This window comes from Streptosporangium sp. NPDC020072 (genome assembly GCF_040631445.1).
Classification (GTDB): Bacteria; Actinomycetota; Actinomycetes; order Streptosporangiales; family Streptosporangiaceae; genus Streptosporangium.
Window position 1 is genome coordinate 168364 of the sequence record NZ_JBEYAB010000016.1, and the last position, 16235, is coordinate 184598.

General features: G+C 71.3%; 16 protein-coding genes. 7 read left to right on the forward strand and 9 right to left on the reverse strand.

What is annotated here, in order from left to right; translation table 11 throughout:
• Positions 1-8 precede the first annotated feature (8 nt).
• The 5 genes from hisH to hisD are packed head-to-tail and all read right to left on the reverse strand — an operon-like array spanning position 9 to position 3777.
• A complete protein-coding gene (gene hisH, locus ABZ470_RS33835; protein WP_352009034.1) occupies positions 9-644 on the reverse strand; it encodes an imidazole glycerol phosphate synthase subunit HisH in 636 nt (211 codons plus the stop codon).
• Positions 635-790, reverse strand: coding sequence for a hypothetical protein (locus tag ABZ470_RS33840; protein ID WP_352009033.1), 156 nt, complete (start codon positions 788-790; stop codon positions 635-637). Before ABZ470_RS33840 ends, hisH begins: the two co-directional genes overlap by 10 nt.
• The gene (hisB, locus tag ABZ470_RS33845; RefSeq protein ID WP_362916506.1) at positions 787-1407 is read right to left on the reverse strand and encodes an imidazoleglycerol-phosphate dehydratase HisB; all 621 of its coding nucleotides are present in this window, start codon (positions 1405-1407) and stop codon (positions 787-789) included. Before hisB ends, ABZ470_RS33840 begins: the two co-directional genes overlap by 4 nt.
• Positions 1404-2474, reverse strand: coding sequence for a histidinol-phosphate transaminase (locus ABZ470_RS33850; protein WP_352009031.1), 1071 nt, complete (start codon positions 2472-2474; stop codon positions 1404-1406). The genes hisB and ABZ470_RS33850 overlap by 4 nt, the downstream gene beginning before the upstream one ends.
• Positions 2464-3777, reverse strand: coding sequence for a histidinol dehydrogenase (gene hisD / locus ABZ470_RS33855; RefSeq protein ID WP_362916508.1), 1314 nt, complete (start codon positions 3775-3777; stop codon positions 2464-2466). Before hisD ends, ABZ470_RS33850 begins: the two co-directional genes overlap by 11 nt.
• A gap of 100 nt (positions 3778-3877) precedes the next feature.
• Here hisD and ybaK point away from each other — a divergent pair, with 100 nt between their 5' ends.
• Both ybaK and ABZ470_RS33865 read left to right on the forward strand, forming a co-directional pair.
• Entirely contained in the window at positions 3878-4378 is a 501-nt protein-coding gene (gene ybaK, locus ABZ470_RS33860; protein ID WP_362778519.1) for a Cys-tRNA(Pro) deacylase, read from the forward strand.
• A complete protein-coding gene (locus tag ABZ470_RS33865; protein ID WP_362916510.1) occupies positions 4378-5769 on the forward strand; it encodes an amidase in 1392 nt (463 codons plus the stop codon). Before ybaK ends, ABZ470_RS33865 begins: the two co-directional genes overlap by 1 nt.
• Before the next feature lie 9 nt (positions 5770-5778).
• Here ABZ470_RS33865 and ABZ470_RS33870 read toward each other — a convergent pair whose 3' ends face one another.
• Entirely contained in the window at positions 5779-6144 is a 366-nt protein-coding gene (locus ABZ470_RS33870; RefSeq protein WP_362916512.1) for a hypothetical protein, read from the reverse strand.
• A 79-nt stretch (positions 6145-6223) separates the two neighbouring features.
• Complete coding sequence (locus tag ABZ470_RS33875; protein ID WP_362916514.1) at positions 6224-6775, reverse strand: hypothetical protein; 552 nt, start codon at positions 6773-6775, stop codon at positions 6224-6226.
• A 106-nt stretch (positions 6776-6881) separates the two neighbouring features.
• On the opposite strand from ABZ470_RS33875, the gene murA reads away from it, so the two are divergent.
• Together murA and ABZ470_RS33885 are read left to right on the forward strand one after the other, a co-directional pair.
• Positions 6882-8198, forward strand: a complete 1317-nt coding sequence (gene murA, locus ABZ470_RS33880; RefSeq protein ID WP_352009025.1) for a UDP-N-acetylglucosamine 1-carboxyvinyltransferase — start codon at positions 6882-6884, stop codon at positions 8196-8198.
• 52 nt (positions 8199-8250) lie between these two features.
• Positions 8251-10587 (forward strand): transglycosylase domain-containing protein, encoded by a 2337-nt coding sequence (locus tag ABZ470_RS33885; protein WP_362916516.1) that lies wholly within the window; start codon positions 8251-8253, stop codon positions 10585-10587.
• 41 nt (positions 10588-10628) lie between these two features.
• Here ABZ470_RS33885 and ABZ470_RS33890 read toward each other — a convergent pair whose 3' ends face one another.
• Positions 10629-11885, reverse strand: a complete 1257-nt coding sequence (locus ABZ470_RS33890; protein ID WP_362916517.1) for a serine hydrolase domain-containing protein — start codon at positions 11883-11885, stop codon at positions 10629-10631.
• A 704-nt stretch (positions 11886-12589) separates the two neighbouring features.
• Between ABZ470_RS33890 and ABZ470_RS33895 the strand changes: the two genes are divergently transcribed.
• From ABZ470_RS33895 to ABZ470_RS33905, 3 genes are all read left to right on the forward strand, one after another.
• Positions 12590-13174, forward strand: a complete 585-nt coding sequence (locus ABZ470_RS33895) for a class IV adenylate cyclase (RefSeq protein WP_362916519.1) — start codon at positions 12590-12592, stop codon at positions 13172-13174.
• Between the two features lie 144 nt (positions 13175-13318).
• Positions 13319-14698 carry an amino acid permease gene (locus ABZ470_RS33900; RefSeq protein ID WP_362916521.1) on the forward strand — a complete coding sequence of 460 codons (1380 nt, stop codon included), beginning with the start codon at positions 13319-13321 and terminating at the stop codon, positions 14696-14698.
• A 24-nt stretch (positions 14699-14722) separates the two neighbouring features.
• A complete protein-coding gene (locus ABZ470_RS33905; RefSeq protein ID WP_362916523.1) occupies positions 14723-15049 on the forward strand; it encodes a helix-turn-helix transcriptional regulator in 327 nt (108 codons plus the stop codon).
• A 7-nt stretch (positions 15050-15056) separates the two neighbouring features.
• Here the strand turns inward: ABZ470_RS33905 and ABZ470_RS33910 are convergent, their stop codons facing one another.
• On the reverse strand, positions 15057-15998 hold the full coding sequence (locus tag ABZ470_RS33910; protein ID WP_362916525.1) for a chorismate mutase: 942 nt from the start codon (positions 15996-15998) through the stop codon (positions 15057-15059).
• Between the last annotated feature and the right edge of the window lie 237 nt (positions 15999-16235).

The window sequence follows — 16235 nt, forward strand, 5'->3', positions numbered from 1 at the left end:
GAAAGGAGTCACCCGAGGGTGCCGAGCCAGTTGGTGAGCAGTTGCGCCCCCGCGTCGCCCGACTTCTCCGGATGGAACTGGGTGGCCGTCAGCGGGCCGTTCTCCACCGCGGCGACGAACGGCACGCCGTGCTCCGACCAGGTGACCAGGGGGTCGGTGAACCCCGGGCCCGCCTTGAGCTCCCAGTCGCGCACGCCGTAGGAGTGGACGAAGTAGAAGCGCGTCTGCGGGTCGAGCCCGTCGAACAGCACACTGCCCTCGGGCGCGCTGACGGTGTTCCACCCCATGTGGGGCAGGACCGGCGCGTCGAGCCGTTCCACGGTGCCCGGCCACTCGCCACAGCCCTCGGTCGTGACCCCGTGCTCGATGCCCGTCTCGAAGAGGATCTGCATGCCGACGCAGATGCCGAGGACCGGCCTGCCCGCGGACAGGCGACGGTCGATGATCCGCTCTCCCCGTACGGCCCGCAGTCCCGCCATGCAGGCCGCGAAGGCGCCGACGCCGGGGACGACCAGGCCGTCGGCCTCCAGCGCCTGCGTGTAGTCGGAGCTGACCGTGACGGTCGCGCCGACCCTGGCCAGCGCCCGCTCGGCGGAGCGGAGATTGCCCGACCCGTAGTCGAGAACCGTGACCCTCACCACCACAACACCGCCGCGGTGGTCGCCAGGGCCGCGAGCGCGCCCAGGAGCAGCGCGCCCTTCTTGAGGCCCTGCTTGAGGAAGGACACGATCCCGCCCACCATGAACAGGGCGACGAAGGCCATGGCGACGGCCGTCCAGTTGCCGGTCACAGGACGCCCTTGGTGCTCGGCACGCCGCTGGCGCGGGGGTCGGGCTCGCTGGCCTCCCGCAGCGCCCTGGCCAGCGCCTTGAACTGCGCCTCCACGATGTGGTGCGCGTTGCGGCCGTAGGGTACGTGGACGTGCAGGCAGATCGCGGCCTGCGCGACGAACGACTCCAGGATGTGCCTGGTCATCGTCGTGTCGTAGGTGGAGCCGATCATCGGCGCCATTCCCTCGGGCTCGCTGTGCACGAGGTACGGCCTGCCCGACAGGTCGACCGTGACCTGCGCCAGGGCCTCGTCCAACGGGCACGACGCGTTTCCGTAACGCCTGATGCCCGACTTGTCGCCCAGTGCCTCCCGGAACGCGGCGCCCAGCGCGAGCGCGGTGTCCTCGATCGTGTGGTGCGAGTCGATGTGCAGGTCGCCCTCGGTCTTCACGGTCAGGTCGAACAGACCGTGCTTGCCGAGCTGGTTCAGCATGTGGTCGTAGAAGCCGACCCCGGTGGACACCTCGACGTATCCGGTGCCGTCGAGGTTGACCTCGACCAGCACGGACGTCTCCTTGGTCGCGCGCTCGACGCGGCCGAGGCGCCGGGTGGGCTCGGCTCCGGCAGAACTGCTCACAGGGTTCCTTCCAGGGCGGCGCGGAAGGCCGCCATCTCCTCGGTCGTTCCGATGGACACGCGCAGCCATCCGGGCGGCCCGACCTCGCGGATCAGCACCCCGCGGTCGAGCATGTCCCGCCAGACGGTGCGCCTGTCGGTGAAACGGCCGAACAACACGAAGTTGGCGTCGGAGTCGGCCACCTCAAGGCCCTTGGCCCGCAGCCACCCGACCGTCGCGTCGCGCTCGGCGCGCAGCGTGTCGACGGTGCCGAGCAGCTCCCCGCGGTGGGCGAGCGCGACGCGCGCGGCCGCCTGGGTGAGCGACGACAGGTGGTACGGCAACCGCACCAGCAGCAGCGCCTCGATCACCGCCGGGTGGGCGGCGAGATAGCCCAGCCGGGTCCCGGCCATGGCGAACGCCTTGGACATGGTCCGCGTCACGATGAGCCGGGGGTTGCCCGGCAGCAGCGTCAGCGCGGACGGCGTTCCCTCACGGGCGAACTCGAAGTAGGCCTCGTCCACGACGACCATGCCGGGCGCCGCCTCCACGATCCTGGCGATGACCTCGGGGTCGAGCGCGGTACCGGTCGGGTTGTTCGGCGAGGTCAGGAAGACGACCGCGGGCCGGTGCTCCTCGATCGCGGCGATGGCCTTGTCCGGGTCGATCCCGAAGTCGTCCTCACGGGACCCGGCGATCCACTCGGTCGAGGCGCCGGTGGTGATGATCGGGTGCATCGAGTAGGACGGCTCGAAGCCGAGCGCCGAGCGCCCCGGCCCGCCGAAGGCCTGCAGGATCTGCTGGATGACCTCGTTGGAGCCGTTGGCGGCCCAGACCCGCTCGTGGGTCAGGCCGTGCCCGAGGTAGGCGGCCAGGTCCTCACGCAGGGCGACCGCGTCCCGGTCGGGATAGCGGTTGAGCTCGCCCGCCTGGGACCGTACCGCCTCGGCCAGGTCGGCGACCAGGGACTCGGAGGGGCCGTAGGGGTTCTCGTTGGTGTTGAGCCGCACCGGGACGTCGATCTGGGGCGCGCCGTACGGCGTGCGTCCCCGCAGGTCGTCACGGATGGGCAGGTCCTCAAGCCTCATCGGGGATCTCCCATCCGAAACGGGCTCGTACGGCGGCGCCGTGCGCGGGCAGGTCCTCGGCGTCGGCGAGCACGCACACGTGCGCGGCCGAGCGCGCCAGCGCCTCGCGGCTGTAGTCGACGACGTGGATGCCGCGCAGGAAGGTCTGCACGGACAGACCGGAGGAGTGACAGGCGCAGCCGCCGGTCGGCAGCACGTGGTTGGAGCCCGCGAGGTAGTCGCCGAGCGAGACCGGCGCGTGGGCGCCGACGAAGATCGCACCCGCGTTGCGCACCCGGGCGGCGAGCGCGGCGGCGTCCGCGGTCTGGATCTCCAGGTGCTCGGCGGCGTAGGCGTCGACCACCCGCAGCCCCGCCTCCATGTCGTCGACGAGCAGGATGCCCGACTGACGGCCGGACAGGGCCTCGGTGACGCGTTCGCCGTGCTTGGTCGCCGCCACCTGGCCGGGCAGCTCACGCTCGACGGCCTCGGCCAGCTCGACCGAGTCGGTGACCAGCACCGAGGCGGCGATCACGTCGTGCTCGGCCTGGCTGATCAGGTCGGCGGCCACGTGCACCGGGTCGGCCGTGGCGTCGGCGAGGATCGCGATCTCGGTGGGGCCCGCCTCGGAGTCGATGCCGATGACGCCCTTGAGCAGCCGCTTGGCCGCGGCGACCCAGATGTTGCCGGGGCCGGTGACCATGGTGACCGGCTCGCACTCCTCGGTGCCGTAGGCGAACATCGCGACCGCCTGGGCCCCGCCGACGGCGTAGACCTCCTCGACCCCGAGCAGCGCGCACGCGGCCAGGATCGTCGGGTGCGGCAGGCCGCCGAACTCCTTCTGGGCGGGCGAGGCGACGGCCAGCGAGGGCACGCCCGCCTCCTGGGCCGGCACGACGTTCATCACGACGCTCGACGGGTAGACCGCCCTGCCGCCCGGCACGTACAGGCCGACCCGTTCGACGGGGACCCAGCGCTCGGTGACGGTGCCGCCCGGCACGACCTGGGTCGTGACGTCGGTGCGGCGCTGGTCGTGGTGGACCAGGCGGGCCCTGCGGATCGACTCCTCAAGGGCGGCCCTGACCCTGGGGTCGAGGTCCTCCAGCGCGCGGGCGATCGCCTCCGCGGGCACCCGGGTGGAGTCCAGCTCGACACCGTCGAACCTGGCGGTGAACTCCCGTACGGCCGCGACCCCACGATGATGCACGTCCTCGCAAATCGGCCGGACCGCTTCCAGGGCGGTTTCGACGTCGAGCTCGGCACGGGGCAGCACGGCGCGGAGGTCCCTCGGCAGGGACCCGCGCAGGTCGGTACGAGAAATCACCCGCCCAGTCTACGGACGTCCGGCACCCGGTCTTGTTCCGTACCATCATACGGACACGTCCTTTACGTTGTAGATTTTTCGTGGTGGTTAGACTCCCCCCGTGAGCAAGAGCAGGAACAAGGGCGGCCAGGGCACTCCGGCGACGGTCGCGCTGGCCCAGGCCGGGATCGGCTTCACCCTCCACCCCTACGAGCACGACGCGGCTTCCCAGGCCTACGGCGAGGAGGCGGCCGACGCGCTCGGCGTGCCGTACGAGCGGATCTTCAAGACACTGGTCGCCGAGGTCGAGGGCGCTCTGGCCGTCGCGGTCGTACCGGTCGCGGGCAAACTCGACCTGAAGGCGTTCGCCGCGGCGCTGGGCGGCAAGCGGGCGGCCATGGCCGAGGCGGCCAAGGTCGAGCGGGTCACCGGCTACGTGGTCGGCGGGATCAGCCCGCTCGGCCAGCGCAGGCGGCTGCCGACCGTGGTCGACGACTCCGCCCTGGGGTTCGACACGATCTACTTCTCCGCCGGGCGCAGGGGCCTGCAGATCGAGACGGCCCCCGCCGGGCTGGTACGGCTGACGCAGGCCGTCACGGCCCCCATCGGCAAGACGGGCTGATGTTCTACCTGACCGCCCTGGAGATGCTGGAGCTGCTGCGGACCCGGCAGGTGGGGGCCGTGGAGCTGCTGCGGGCGCACCTGCGCAGGATCGAGGAGGTCAACCCGCGCGTCAACGCGATCGTCACGCTGGCGGCCGAGCGCGCGCTCGCCGAGGCCGAGCAGGCCGACCGCGACCTGGCGCGGGGTCACCCGCGCGGCCCGCTGCACGGCCTGCCGGTCGCGCACAAGGACCTGACGGAGACCGCGGGCATCCGCACCACCTACGGCTCGCCGCTGTTCGCCGACCACGTCCCGCCCCGTGACTCCATCCTGGTACGGCGGATGCGCGAGGCCGGGGCGATCACGGTCGGCAAGACGAACACCCCCGAGTTCGGCACCGGCTCCCACACGGTCAACGAACTGTTCGGCGTGACCCGCAACCCCTACGACCTGTCGCGTTCGGCGGGCGGCAGCAGCGGCGGGGCCGCGGCGGCGCTCGCGGCCGGGATGATCCCGCTGGCCGACGGCTCCGACATGGGCGGCTCGCTGCGCAATCCGGCCTCATTCTGCAACGTGGTCGGGCTGCGGCCGACACCGGGACGCGTGCCCGCCCCCTCCCCCACCGCCGCGTGGTTCACCCTCGGCGTGCCGGGGCCGATGGCCCGCACCGTCACGGACCTGGCGCTGCTGATGAGCGTGATCTCCGGTTTCGACGCCGCCTGCCCTCTCTCGATCGCCGAGAGCGGGCAGGCGTTCGCCGGGTCGCTGGAGATCGACCCGGCGCGGCTGCGGATCGCGTGGAGCCCCGACCTCGGCGGCCTGCCGGTCGACCCGGAGACCGCCCGGGTCACCGCGTCGGCCCCCGAGGTCCTCCAGGGGCTCGGCGCCCGGGTCGAGCAGGTCAGGCTCAACCTGTCGGACGCCGAGGAGGCCTTCCGCGTCTACCGGGCCTGGTACTACGCGCTGTCCTACGGCGGCATGCCCGCCGAGCGGCTCGGGGCCAACGTGCGCTGGAACGTCGAACAGGGCCTGAAGGTCACCGGGGCCGACCTGGCCAGGGCGGAACGGCTGCGCAGCGGCCTGTACCGGCGGATGGGCCGTTTCTTCGGCGACCACGACTTCCTGCTGACGCCGGTCAGCCAGGTGCCTCCGTTCCCGGTCGGCGAGCCGTACGTCTCGGAGATCGACGGCGAACCGATGCCCGACTATCTGGCGTGGATGCGCTCGGCCTACTGGATCAGCGTGCTGCACGCCCCGGCGATCTCCGTGCCCTGCGGTTTCACCCGGGACGGCCTGCCGGTCGGCGTGCAGATCGTCGGACGGCCGTTCGACGACCTGGGCGTGCTGCGCCTGGCCCGCCTCTTCGAACAGGCGACCGGCCACGGCGCGCGCAGGCCGGACCTGCGCTGAACGACCCCCTCAGGCCCGCCGGGGCCTCGGAGCACGCGTGCGCACGAGGAACAGGATGAGACATCCGGCCAGGCTCGCGGAGGCCCCGGCGCCCAGGAGCGCGGCGGAGGTGAACTGGGAGCGGTGCTCCTCGTCGTCGGTCCCGGCGAAGCCGAGGTAGCGCTCCGCCTCCGCCGTCAGCTCGTCGTATCGCCTCTGGTCCTTCTCCTTGACGGCCTCCGCCTCGGCGAGCAGGTCGGACACCTTCTGCCGATGCCCGTCGAGCCGCTCCCCCGTCTCGCCCGCCCGCAGGAACGCCAGGGTGCTCAGTCCCGCCAGGACCAGGGCCACGGCCACCAGGGCCGCTCCGAACCACATACGTCTCGCCGTCGTCATGGCAGAGGAACGTAGTGCGGCGCCCAGGACGGCCGAACCCGCCGCGAGGGTGATCCCGCCTCCCCCGCCCGGGTGATCGTCAGTGCCCGCTGATGTCGTAGCCGGACAGCGGGCCGTAGGGGTCCCGGCCGCCGAACGGCGTGCGCAGCGGCGAGTCACGGTAGCCCGCGATGCCCTCAAGCACGAAGAACAGGCCGACCGCCAGTGTGGGCCAGGCGAACATGACTCCGGTGGCGGTCAGGGCGAGCGGGCCGGGGAACAGGGAGACGGAGGTACCGGAGGCCACGACGTCGGCCGCCGGGGCCAGGTTGACGGCCCCTCCGGTGAGGCTCGCGAGGTAGGACCCCAGCAGGCCCCCCGCCGCCAGGCCGAGGACGATCGCCAGCGGCCTGCCCCGGCGCGACAGGCTGTAGCCGACGGCGCCGCAGGCCAGCCCGATCACGCCGGTGACGGCCGCGAACAGGCCGTCGTCCGCGATCAGCGCCTGGGTGGAGGGATCCGCCAGCAGCGGGCCCTGCCCGGTCATCACGTACGGCGGGCGCGGCGCGAGCGTCGACCACAGGACACCTGCCACCACCCCGAGGATCCCCAGGGCCAGTACGGTGACGGCGAAGTCGCGCGCATGCCGCAAAGTCTCCCCCTACCCGCTGTACTGATGTCTGTGCTGATGTGCCCGATGTTACCGATCCCGGGTCGTGTTCCCGGAGAGTCAGGGCGAATCCCGTTACGCTGTCCGGGTGAACGAAGAGGTGTGGCTGATCGAGCCTTCCGGACCGCTCCGCGGCGACGTCGAGGTCCGCGGCTCCAAGAACGCCGTGTCCAAGCACATGGTCGCCGCGATGCTCGGCGCCGGGGAGAGCACGATTCACAACGCCCCCGATGTGGGTGAGGTCGGCATCACCGCGCAGATGCTACGGGCGCTCGGCATCGACGTCGAGATCACGCCCAGGGAGATCAGGGTCGCCCGGGGAGAGCGGATCAACCCGCACGTCCCCGCGGCGTTCACCGGCCTCAACCGCATCCCCATCCTGATGCTCGGCCCGTTGCTGCACCTGGCCGGCGAGGCGTTCGTACCGCTGGTCGGCGGCGACCCGATCGGGCGCAGGCCCGTGGACTTCCACGTCGAGGCGCTGCGCGCGATGGGCGCCGAGGTCGAGGTGAGCGACACCGGGGTCTACGCCAAGGCCAGGAGACTGCGCGGCACCCGGATCGAGCTTCCCTATCCCAGTGTGGGCGCCACCGAGACGATCCTGATGTCGGCGGTGCTCGCCGAGGGCAAGACCGTCCTCAAGGGCGCCGCCATGGAGCCCGAGGTGGTGGAGCTCGCCCTGTTCCTGCAGCGGATGGGCGCGCGCATCGAGCTCAGCCCGGACCGGCGCATCGTCATCGAGGGCGTCAAGCGGCTGCGCGGCGCCTCGACCTGGCTGAACGGCGACCGGATCGAGGCCTTCTCCTACCTCGCCGCGGGCCTGATCACCGGTGGCGAGGTCAGGGTGCACGGCTGCCCGCAGGACCGCCTGGTGACGGCCATCACCACCCTCGCCAGGATGGGCGCGGAGATGGACATCACCGACGACTACGTCTCGGCCTCGGCCCCCGAGGGGCTGCGGGCCGCCGCGGTGCAGACCGACACGCACCCGGGGTTCATGACCGACTGGCAGACGCCGCTGATGGTGCTGTTCACCCAGGCCCAGGGCATGTCCGTGCTGCACGAGACGGTCTTCGAGAACCGGCTGGTCTACGTGCCCGCGCTGCAGCGGATGGGCTGCGAGATCGAGGTCTTCGACGTGTGCCTCGGCGGCCCCGCCTGCCGTTACCACGACACCAACGCCAAGCACTCCGCGGTCGTGCGGGGCGTGTCGAAGCTGCGCGGCGCCGACGTGACGCTGCCCGACATCAGGGCCGGCTTCTCCGCCGTGCTGGCCGCCGCGGCGGCCGAGGGCACCTCGACGCTACGCGGCGTGCACCACATCGAGCGGGGCTACCACCGCCCGTTCGAGCAGTTCGCCTCCCTGGGCCTGCAGGTCAGCAGGGAAGCGGTCGGGGAAGGGTAAAGATTCACTGCCGGGCGTTTGCCCCAGCCCGTCCGGCCGCACGTTACTGTCTGTGACATTTCGATCATCCGAGGTGAGACGCGGGCTCGCCGGGTGCCTGTGGGGTCTGACGGCCTGCGGCGTGCTCGGCGGGCTCCTGGTCGCGGCCATCGCCCTGCCGGCGGTCGGCGGCGCGGGCATCACCACCAACACGGTCACACACCTGTTCATCGACCTGCCCCCCAGCCCGAGGGAGGACCCGCTCCCCGAGCGGACGATCCTCCTGGACAGGAACGGCAAGCAGTTCGCCCAGTTCTACACGGAGAACCGGAAGATCGTTAAGCTCGACCAGGTCGCCCCGGCCATGCGCCAGGCGATCGTGGCGATCGAGGACTCCCGCTTCTACGAGCACGCGGGCCTGGACATCAAGGGGACCCTGCGGGCCCTGGTGACCAACACCCAGGCGGGCGGCGTACGGCAGGGCGGCTCCTCCCTCACCCAGCAGCTGGTCAAGAACATCCTGGTCGAGAGCGCCGAGACCGACGCCGAACGGGACAGGGCCCGCGAGCCGAGCCTCAGACGTAAGATCACCGAGCTGCGCTACGCGCTGGCCATGGAGGACAAGTACTCCAAGGCGGAGATCCTGGAGCGCTATCTCAACATCGCCTACTTCGGCGCCGGGGCCTTCGGGGTCGAGGCGGCCGCCCAGCGGTTCTTCTCCGTCTCGGCCGCCGACCTGACCCTGAAGCAGGCGGCCACGCTGGCGGGGGCGGTGCGGACGCCGTACTCGACCGACCCCTCTCTCGGCCCGCAGCGCAGGCACCGCCTGCGGGAGCGCAGGGACATCGTGCTCGACCGGATGGCCCAGCTCGGCGACATCCCGGTGGCGCAGGCCGAGGCGGTCAAACGCACCCCGCTGGACATCCGCATGCGGCCCGAGCCCGGCGGATGCGCCGGGAGCGCCTACCCCTACTTCTGCCTCTACGTCCACAAGGAACTGGTGACCAACCCCGCCTTCGGCCCCACCAGGGCCGCGCGGGAACGGCTGCTGGCCAGGGGCGGCATCGTGCTGCGCACCACCCTCGACCCGACGGCCCAGCGGGCCGCGCAGCGCGCCGTCTCCTCCCACGTCTCGCCGAAGGACACCGAGGTCGCCGCGGAGGCGATGGTCGAGCCGGGAACCGGCCGGATCAGGGCGATGACGGCCAGCAAGAGGTACGGCGTCAACTCGGGCAACGCCAAGAACGGCCCGAGCACCACCTACAACCTCCCGGCGGACATGGCGCACGGCGGCGGGCAGGGCTTCCAGGCGGGGTCGACCTTCAAGGCGTTCACCCTGGCGACCGCCCTGGCCAGGGGCTGGCGCTTCGACGACGGCTTCATGACACCGGGCAGGTTCGTGCCCTCGGGGGGTTACTTCGACTGCCGGGGACACCGGGTGAACGACCCGCACAGCCAGATCTTCAACGCCAGCGGCGAGGGCAGCGGCGGGCCGCAGAGCATCTCGACGGGCACCTGGAAGTCGGTGAACATCTTCTACATGATGCTGGAGCGCCGGGTCGGCCTGTGCCAGGTGGTCAAGACCGCCAAGGCGCTCGGCGTGGTCCGCGCCGACGGCACGCCGCTGCGCGAGGTGCCGACCTTCACGCTCGGGGTCAACGAGATGGACCCGGTGACGGTCGCGGCGGCGTTCGCCGCGTTCGGCGCGCGGGGCCGTTACTGCAGGCCGATGGCGATCATCGACATCGTCGAACGGGACGGCACGCACGTCCCGGTGCCGCCGAGCTGTGTGCAGGCGATCGAGCGTGACGTGGCCGACGCGGTCAACCACGTGCTGTCCGGGGTGTTCAGCAAGGGAACCATGACGGGACAGGACATCGGGCGCGACGCGGCGGGCAAGACCGGCACGAACAACGGCTACACCTCCGCCTGGTTCGCCGGATACACCCCCGACCTGGCCGCCGCGGTCAGTGTCGGCGACATCAGGGGCGCCTACCGCTACCCGCTGCGTGACGTGACGATCGGCGGCGAGTACTACGGGCAGGTGCAGGGCGCCTCCCTGCCGGGCCCCATCTGGGTCTCCTCCATGGAGGCCGCCCTGCGCGACGTCGAGGCGTCCTCCTTCCACCACCCGGACATGTCACGCTTCGGTGGTGGCTACACCCCGGGCATGGACAAACTGCTGGAGGCCGAGAAGAAACGCGACGGCCGGAACGGGGGCGGTGACGGGGATGGCGGGGCGGACGGGCAGGACGCCGGGGAGCCGGACGAACGGCACAGCCTCGGCGCCGACCACGGCTACCGGGGCGGCAGGGCCCACTGGAGGAAACCCCGCCACCAGCAGCGGCAGCAACAGCCGCACCGGCGGCAGCGACACCACCGGCCCGGTCCCGGCCACCGGGCCCGCTGAGGGGCCCCGGGGCCGTCCCCGCGCGGGACGGCCCCGAAGGCCTACCTCTTGACCAGGACCTGCTGGGTCGGGAAGGGCACCAGGGCCGTTCCCCGGGCCAGGGCGGCACCGGGACCGCACAGCGCCCGCAGCATGTGATCACCGAGCGCCTGGTCGATCGGATGCTGCTGCGGAATCCCCTGGGCGTCGAGGCGCTGGTACTTCATCAGGTTGATCCCGAGGGAGATCTGGCGGCGGCCGTCCTGGCTGGACAGGGAGAAGGTGCCCATGCCGAAGACCCCTCCGTCGTGGCCCCAGAACCGGCCGCAGGGCAGGTCCTGGGCGTAGACGCCCAGACCGTAGTTCATCAGGACGTTGCCCTGACCGTCGGTGACGGGCACCGTGGTCTGCATCTGGGCGAGCTGGGCCTTGGGCAGCAGCCTGCCTTCGAGCAGCGCCCGGTAGAACCGGTCGAGGTCGCCGGTCGTCGAGACGACGGCGCCCGCGGTGTACGCCCACGACATGTCGTAGACGCTGTAGTCACGCGGCGGGTCGATGAGCCCGTAGAGCGACTCGTAGGCCTTGGAGTGCGGCCCGGGGATCACCGGCGTGCGGGGGAAGGAGGTCTCGCGCAGCCCGGCCCTGTGGATGACCTCACGGGTGATGTACCGCTGCGCCGGTTCGCCGGTCACCGCCTCCAGCAACAGCCCCGCGATGACGTAGTTCGTGTTGGAGTAGGACCAGCGCTCCCCGGGCTCCCCCGTCGGCTGGGCCTGCAGGCCGAGCCTCACCAGTTCCGCCGGCGCGATGGAACGGAAGCGCTCCTCGTCCAGGCTCGCGGCCGACCCCTGGGCCAGGGAGGGGAAGGCGCCCAGGACGTAGTCGCCGATGCCACTGGTGTGGTTGAGCAGCATCCGCACCGTGACCCTCCGCCCGAGGTCGGCGGGGAGCAGCCTCGGCAGATGACGCGCGACGGGCGCGTCCAGGTCGAGGCGCCCCTTCCCGGCCTGCTGGAGGATCGCGACCGCGGTGAAGGTCTTGGTGATGCTGCCGACCCGGTGGCGCATGCCCGGCCGTACCGGTCTGCCGGTTTCCACGTCGGCGACCCCGGCCGCCCCGTCCCACGCCTGCCTGCCGTTCCGGACGCTGGAGTAGAGGCCGTACATGCCCGCGTCACGGACCGCGTTGAGGGTCGCCTCCAGTCCCTCGCGGTCGAGACCCTGCGGCGCCACCGGGCCGGGCTCCGGCGGCCCCGCCGCCTGCGCGGGCAGGGCGGCGCCCGCCACGAGCGCGGCGCTCAGCCCAAGCCCAACGATCACAACCCCACGACGCCGCATGAAGGCCGCCATTCGCCATCTCCTCGGAACCGGGAACACGACCTCATCACGATCACAAAATCACCACCCCGGGGCCTCCCCTTTCCGGACGAATTGACGTTCGTTCTCAGGAATGACAATCGCCGCCGAACGACCGCGTACCGGTCCGCCCGCGACTCGTCGCGTGTCTGGCCGAATGCCGTGGCGGGCGAAACGGATGCCACCGGCCTCGTGGCCGGTCACCGGTTCACCACGGGTGGCCCCGCATCGTCGGCGCGGGCGGCGATGCGCACCTCCCACGGCGTCCGGGACCGCGCGCCGAGCGGCGGCCTCTCCTCGAAGCCAGAGAAGCCGCGAGGGGCAGAATCCGCTTTCTCCTCCCGAATATTCCGCCCGGTCAAAATCGAAGACTCCCACCGTGAAATCGGTGCACGACGGGAAAAGGAAAACACGTATACGTGGTGGCACGGCCCCGCCCCGTACTTCACCGTTTACCTCCGGCCAGGAGAGCCAGGAGAACCAGAGGAAACCGCCGGGACCATCGGATTCACGCGACGTCCGGCACCCGGCCTGGAGTCGCTCCGCCCTCCCATAGCCGTGAGATCCTGCTGATCTTGAGGACGGACGGGTTCCCCGGGCGAGCCCCATCAGACCGCCTGCCGTAAGGACCCGCGCGTCCGGACGACCGGCACCGGAGGAAAGAGACCATGAAGCACGAGTACGAGGCCACGTTCCTGTCCGTCGAAGTCGCCGACCTCCGGACCAGGCTGATCTCCCTGGGGGCCGTCCAGGTGTTCCCCCGCACCCTCCTGACCAGGAAGATCTTCGAGAGCGACGTCTTCGGCGACGGCCAGTGGCTCCGGCTGCGCGACGAGGGGGGCCGTTCGACCCTCACGCTCAAGCAGGTCACGGACGCCACCGTCATCGACGGCACCGTCGAGGTCGAGACCGAGGTGGGCGACGCGCGGGCCATGGCCGAGATCCTGCGGCGTCTCGGCCTCCGGGAGGCCCGCTACCAGGAGAACTACCGGGAGGAGTGGAAACTCGGCGACGTCGTCTTCGACATCGACACCTGGCCCGGCCTGCCGACCTTCGTCGAGGTCGAGGGGCCGGACGAGGCCGCGGTCCGCCAGGCCTCGGCCCTGCTCGGATTCGACTACTCCACGGCCCGTTTCGGCAGTGTCGACGTGATCTACCGCAGCGAGACGGGCCGGGACATCCTCTCCGAGCCCACCCTCCTGTTCTCCCCGGAGGACCGGCAGGAGAGCGCCGGGCCCTCCGCGAAAGACTGACCTCCCGGAAACCCTCGCACAGAACGTGAGAGCGAAGGGAGGCCGGCGTCCTTCTCCGGCCTTCGGGGCACCCGGCGCGAACACCCTGAGCGACGATTGGATACTGTCCGTAACGTCGTTTCCTGGTGACTGGCGGGGGGACCCATGAAGACGGACGAGGGCTACGTCCACGCGCTCGGCAATCGCCAGGTGCAGATGATCGCGATCGGCGGCGCGATCGGCGTCGGCCTCTTCCTCGGGGCGGGCGGGCGGCTGCAGGCGGCCGGTCCCGCCCTTGTGCTGTCGTACGCCGCCTGTGGGCTCGTGGCCTTCTTCGTCATGCGGGCCCTGGGCGAACTGGTGCTCTACAAACCGTCCTCCGGGTCGTTCGTCGAGTACGCGGGCGACTTCCTGGGCCCGTGGGCCGCCTTCGCCAGTGGCTGGATGTACTGGGTCAACTGGGCCTTCACCGGCATCGCCGAACTGACCGCCATCTCCACCTACGTGGGACTGTGGGCCCCGCACTTCCCCCGCTGGCTCACCGCGCTCATCGCGCTGGCGTCCGTGCTGGTCGTCAACCTGCTGTCGGTACGGCTCTTCGGCGAGCTCGAGTTCTGGTTCGCCATGCTCAAGGTCCTGGCCATCTGCGCCTTCCTGGTCGTCGGCCTGGCCCTGGTCGCCTTCGGCACCTCGCTGGGCGGCGGCACCGCGGGCCTGGGCAACCTCGTCGCGCACAAGGGCTTCTTCCCCAACGGCTTCCCCGTGGTCCTGATGAGCATGCAGTCGGTGATCTTCGCCTACTCCGCGATCGAGCTGGTCGGCATCGCCGCCGGTGAGACGAAGAACGCCAGGCAGGTCATCCCGAGGGCGATCAACGGTGTGATCTGGCGGATCGCGATCTTCTACGTCGGCTCGGTGCTGCTGCTGGCCATGGTCCTGCCGTGGACCGCGTACGGCCCCGGCCAGTCGCCGTTCGTGACGGTCTTCGCCGCTCTCGGCGCCCCCTGGGCCGCCGACGTCATGAACCTCATCGTGATCACCGCGGCCCTGTCGTCGTGCAACTCCGGCCTGTACTCCACGGGGCGCATCCTGCGGGCCATGGCCGTCAAGGGCGAGGCTCCGGCGTTCGCGGGCCGGATCGGCTCCCGCCACGTCCCCTACGGGGGCATCCTCATCACGGCGAGCGTGTTCGTGGCCGGGGTCGTCCTCTACTACTTCGTTCCGGAGCGCGCCTTCAACATCGCGACCGCGGTCGCCTCCCTCGGCGTCGTCACCACCTGGGGGACCCTGCTGCTGTGCCAGATCCGCCTGCGTGAGGCGGCCGGGAAGGGCCTGCTCGTGCGCCCCTCCTTCCGGATGCCGGGCGCGCCGTACACGGGCTGGGGCAGTCTGGCCTTCCTCGGCCTGGTGGTGCTGCTGATGCCGTTCGCCGACGCCGACCAGCGGGTGGCCTTCTTCTGCGTCCCGCTGCTGGTCGCCGGGATCGCCGCCGGGTGGCGGATCGTCGGCTCACGCCGTTCCACCGGAACACCTCTTGATCAATAGTACGTTGCACGATATATATCGACCGTGGGCTTACGCGAGCAGAGCTATCTGATCCTGCTGGCCCTCTCACAGGGGCCTCTGCACGGATACGGCGTGACCAAGACGGTGCGGGAACTGTCCGAGGAACGGGTACGGCTCGGCGCGGGCACGCTGTACGGCGCCCTGGACCGGCTGGCCACGGACGGTCTGGTGACCATGGCGGGCGAGGAGGTCGTCGACGGCCGTCACCGCCGTTACTACGACCTGACGGAACACGGCCGCGAGATCCTCACCGAGGAGACCGCCCGCCTGATCCGCCTCACCGCGACCGCCCGCCGCCGTCTCGCCCTCCGTCCCACGCCTGAGCCGTGAGTCCCGGTCAGTCCCGGCGCGTCCCGGCGCGTTCCTCGGCGAGGTGGAGCCCCGCCTCGATGACGGCGTTCATGATGGGGGCCAGGCGCTCCTCACCGAGGGTGGGGGCGCGGCGGGCCATCTCGGCGACGAGACGGCGCTCACGGTCCATGTCGCGCCCCGCGAAGCCGCCGACGGGCTTGAGCCGCTGGATGGTCCCCGCCAGCTCGGCGCGCCGTTCCAGCAGGACGGCCAGGACGGCGTCCACCCGGTCGATGGCGCCACGCGCCTCGGGCACCGAGCCCGGCGTCTCCCTGCGGACGACCACGCCGACGATCCGCGCGACCTCCCCGGCGTCCAGGGCGGCCTGTTCCGGAGCGCCGGGGTCGAGCAGGAGGCCGTCGGCCCCCGCGGCGACCGCCGCCGCGGCCAGCGAGGGGTCCTCGCCGAGGCCGACCAGCACCGGGCGGCCCGAAGTCCGCCGCGCCGCCCGCATCAGGGCCAGGTCCAGGGTCGTGACCGCCTGGTGCGTACGGCTGCCGCTCTCGCACAGCACCACCTGGTCGTTGCCCTCGGCCACGCAGTAGTCGGCGATGGCCAGCCACTCCTGGAGGGTCGCGGCGGGCCCCCGCTGCACGAGCACCGGGAGCCCGAGTCTGGCCACCGCCCTGACCAGCTGGAAGTCCTGCATCCATGCCGCACCGATCACGATCCCGTCGGCGTGGGCCGCGATCTCCGGCAGATCGGCCGCGGAGAAGGGCTCGACCAGCAGCGGCCCGGACCACCCGGCGCGTGCCTCGGCCACGGTCTGGGCCGCGGGCACCCGCCCGTGGTGGTCGCGCAGGCTGATCCAGCGGGCGTCGGCACCCTCTCCGCCGATCACCACGGCCGGTCCCGCTCCCACGCTGAGCGTCCCCACCCGTACGGCTCCGCGTTCCAGGTTTCGCTCCAGGTCTGCGGTCAACGACATCTCGGCTCCCATGCTCAGCCGGCACGCATCCCCGGGCCGGCGAATCGTAAGAAACAAAAAAGGCAGAGACCTTGTCTCTGCCTGGTGCCGGCTCCGAACGGTCGCTACGTCACGCTGTCACGACCGGCTCCCCGGAGCCGGCTCGGTAAACACGAAGTAGAACGTCATGAAAACGACGATAGGGCATCCTCGCCCCAGGCGCCACTCGCAGGCCAGGGGGCTGCAGGGGGGAGGGAG

What these genes read in the sequence shown, in the direction of transcription:
- ABZ470_RS33850 (WP_352009031.1), bottom strand. Translation starts at nt 2,474, where the DNA reads ATGAGGCTTGAGGACCTGCCCATCCGTGACGACCTGCGGGGACGCACG.
- ABZ470_RS33865 (WP_362916510.1), top strand. Translation starts at nt 4,378, where the DNA reads ATGTTCTACCTGACCGCCCTGGAGATGCTGGAGCTGCTGCGGACCCGG.
- ABZ470_RS33870 (WP_362916512.1), bottom strand. Translation starts at nt 6,144, where the DNA reads ATGACGACGGCGAGACGTATGTGGTTCGGAGCGGCCCTGGTGGCCGTG.
- ABZ470_RS33895 (WP_362916519.1), top strand. Translation starts at nt 12,590, where the DNA reads ATGAAGCACGAGTACGAGGCCACGTTCCTGTCCGTCGAAGTCGCCGAC.
- ABZ470_RS33900 (WP_362916521.1), top strand. Translation starts at nt 13,319, where the DNA reads ATGAAGACGGACGAGGGCTACGTCCACGCGCTCGGCAATCGCCAGGTG.
- ABZ470_RS33910 (WP_362916525.1), bottom strand. Translation starts at nt 15,998, where the DNA reads ATGTCGTTGACCGCAGACCTGGAGCGAAACCTGGAACGCGGAGCCGTA.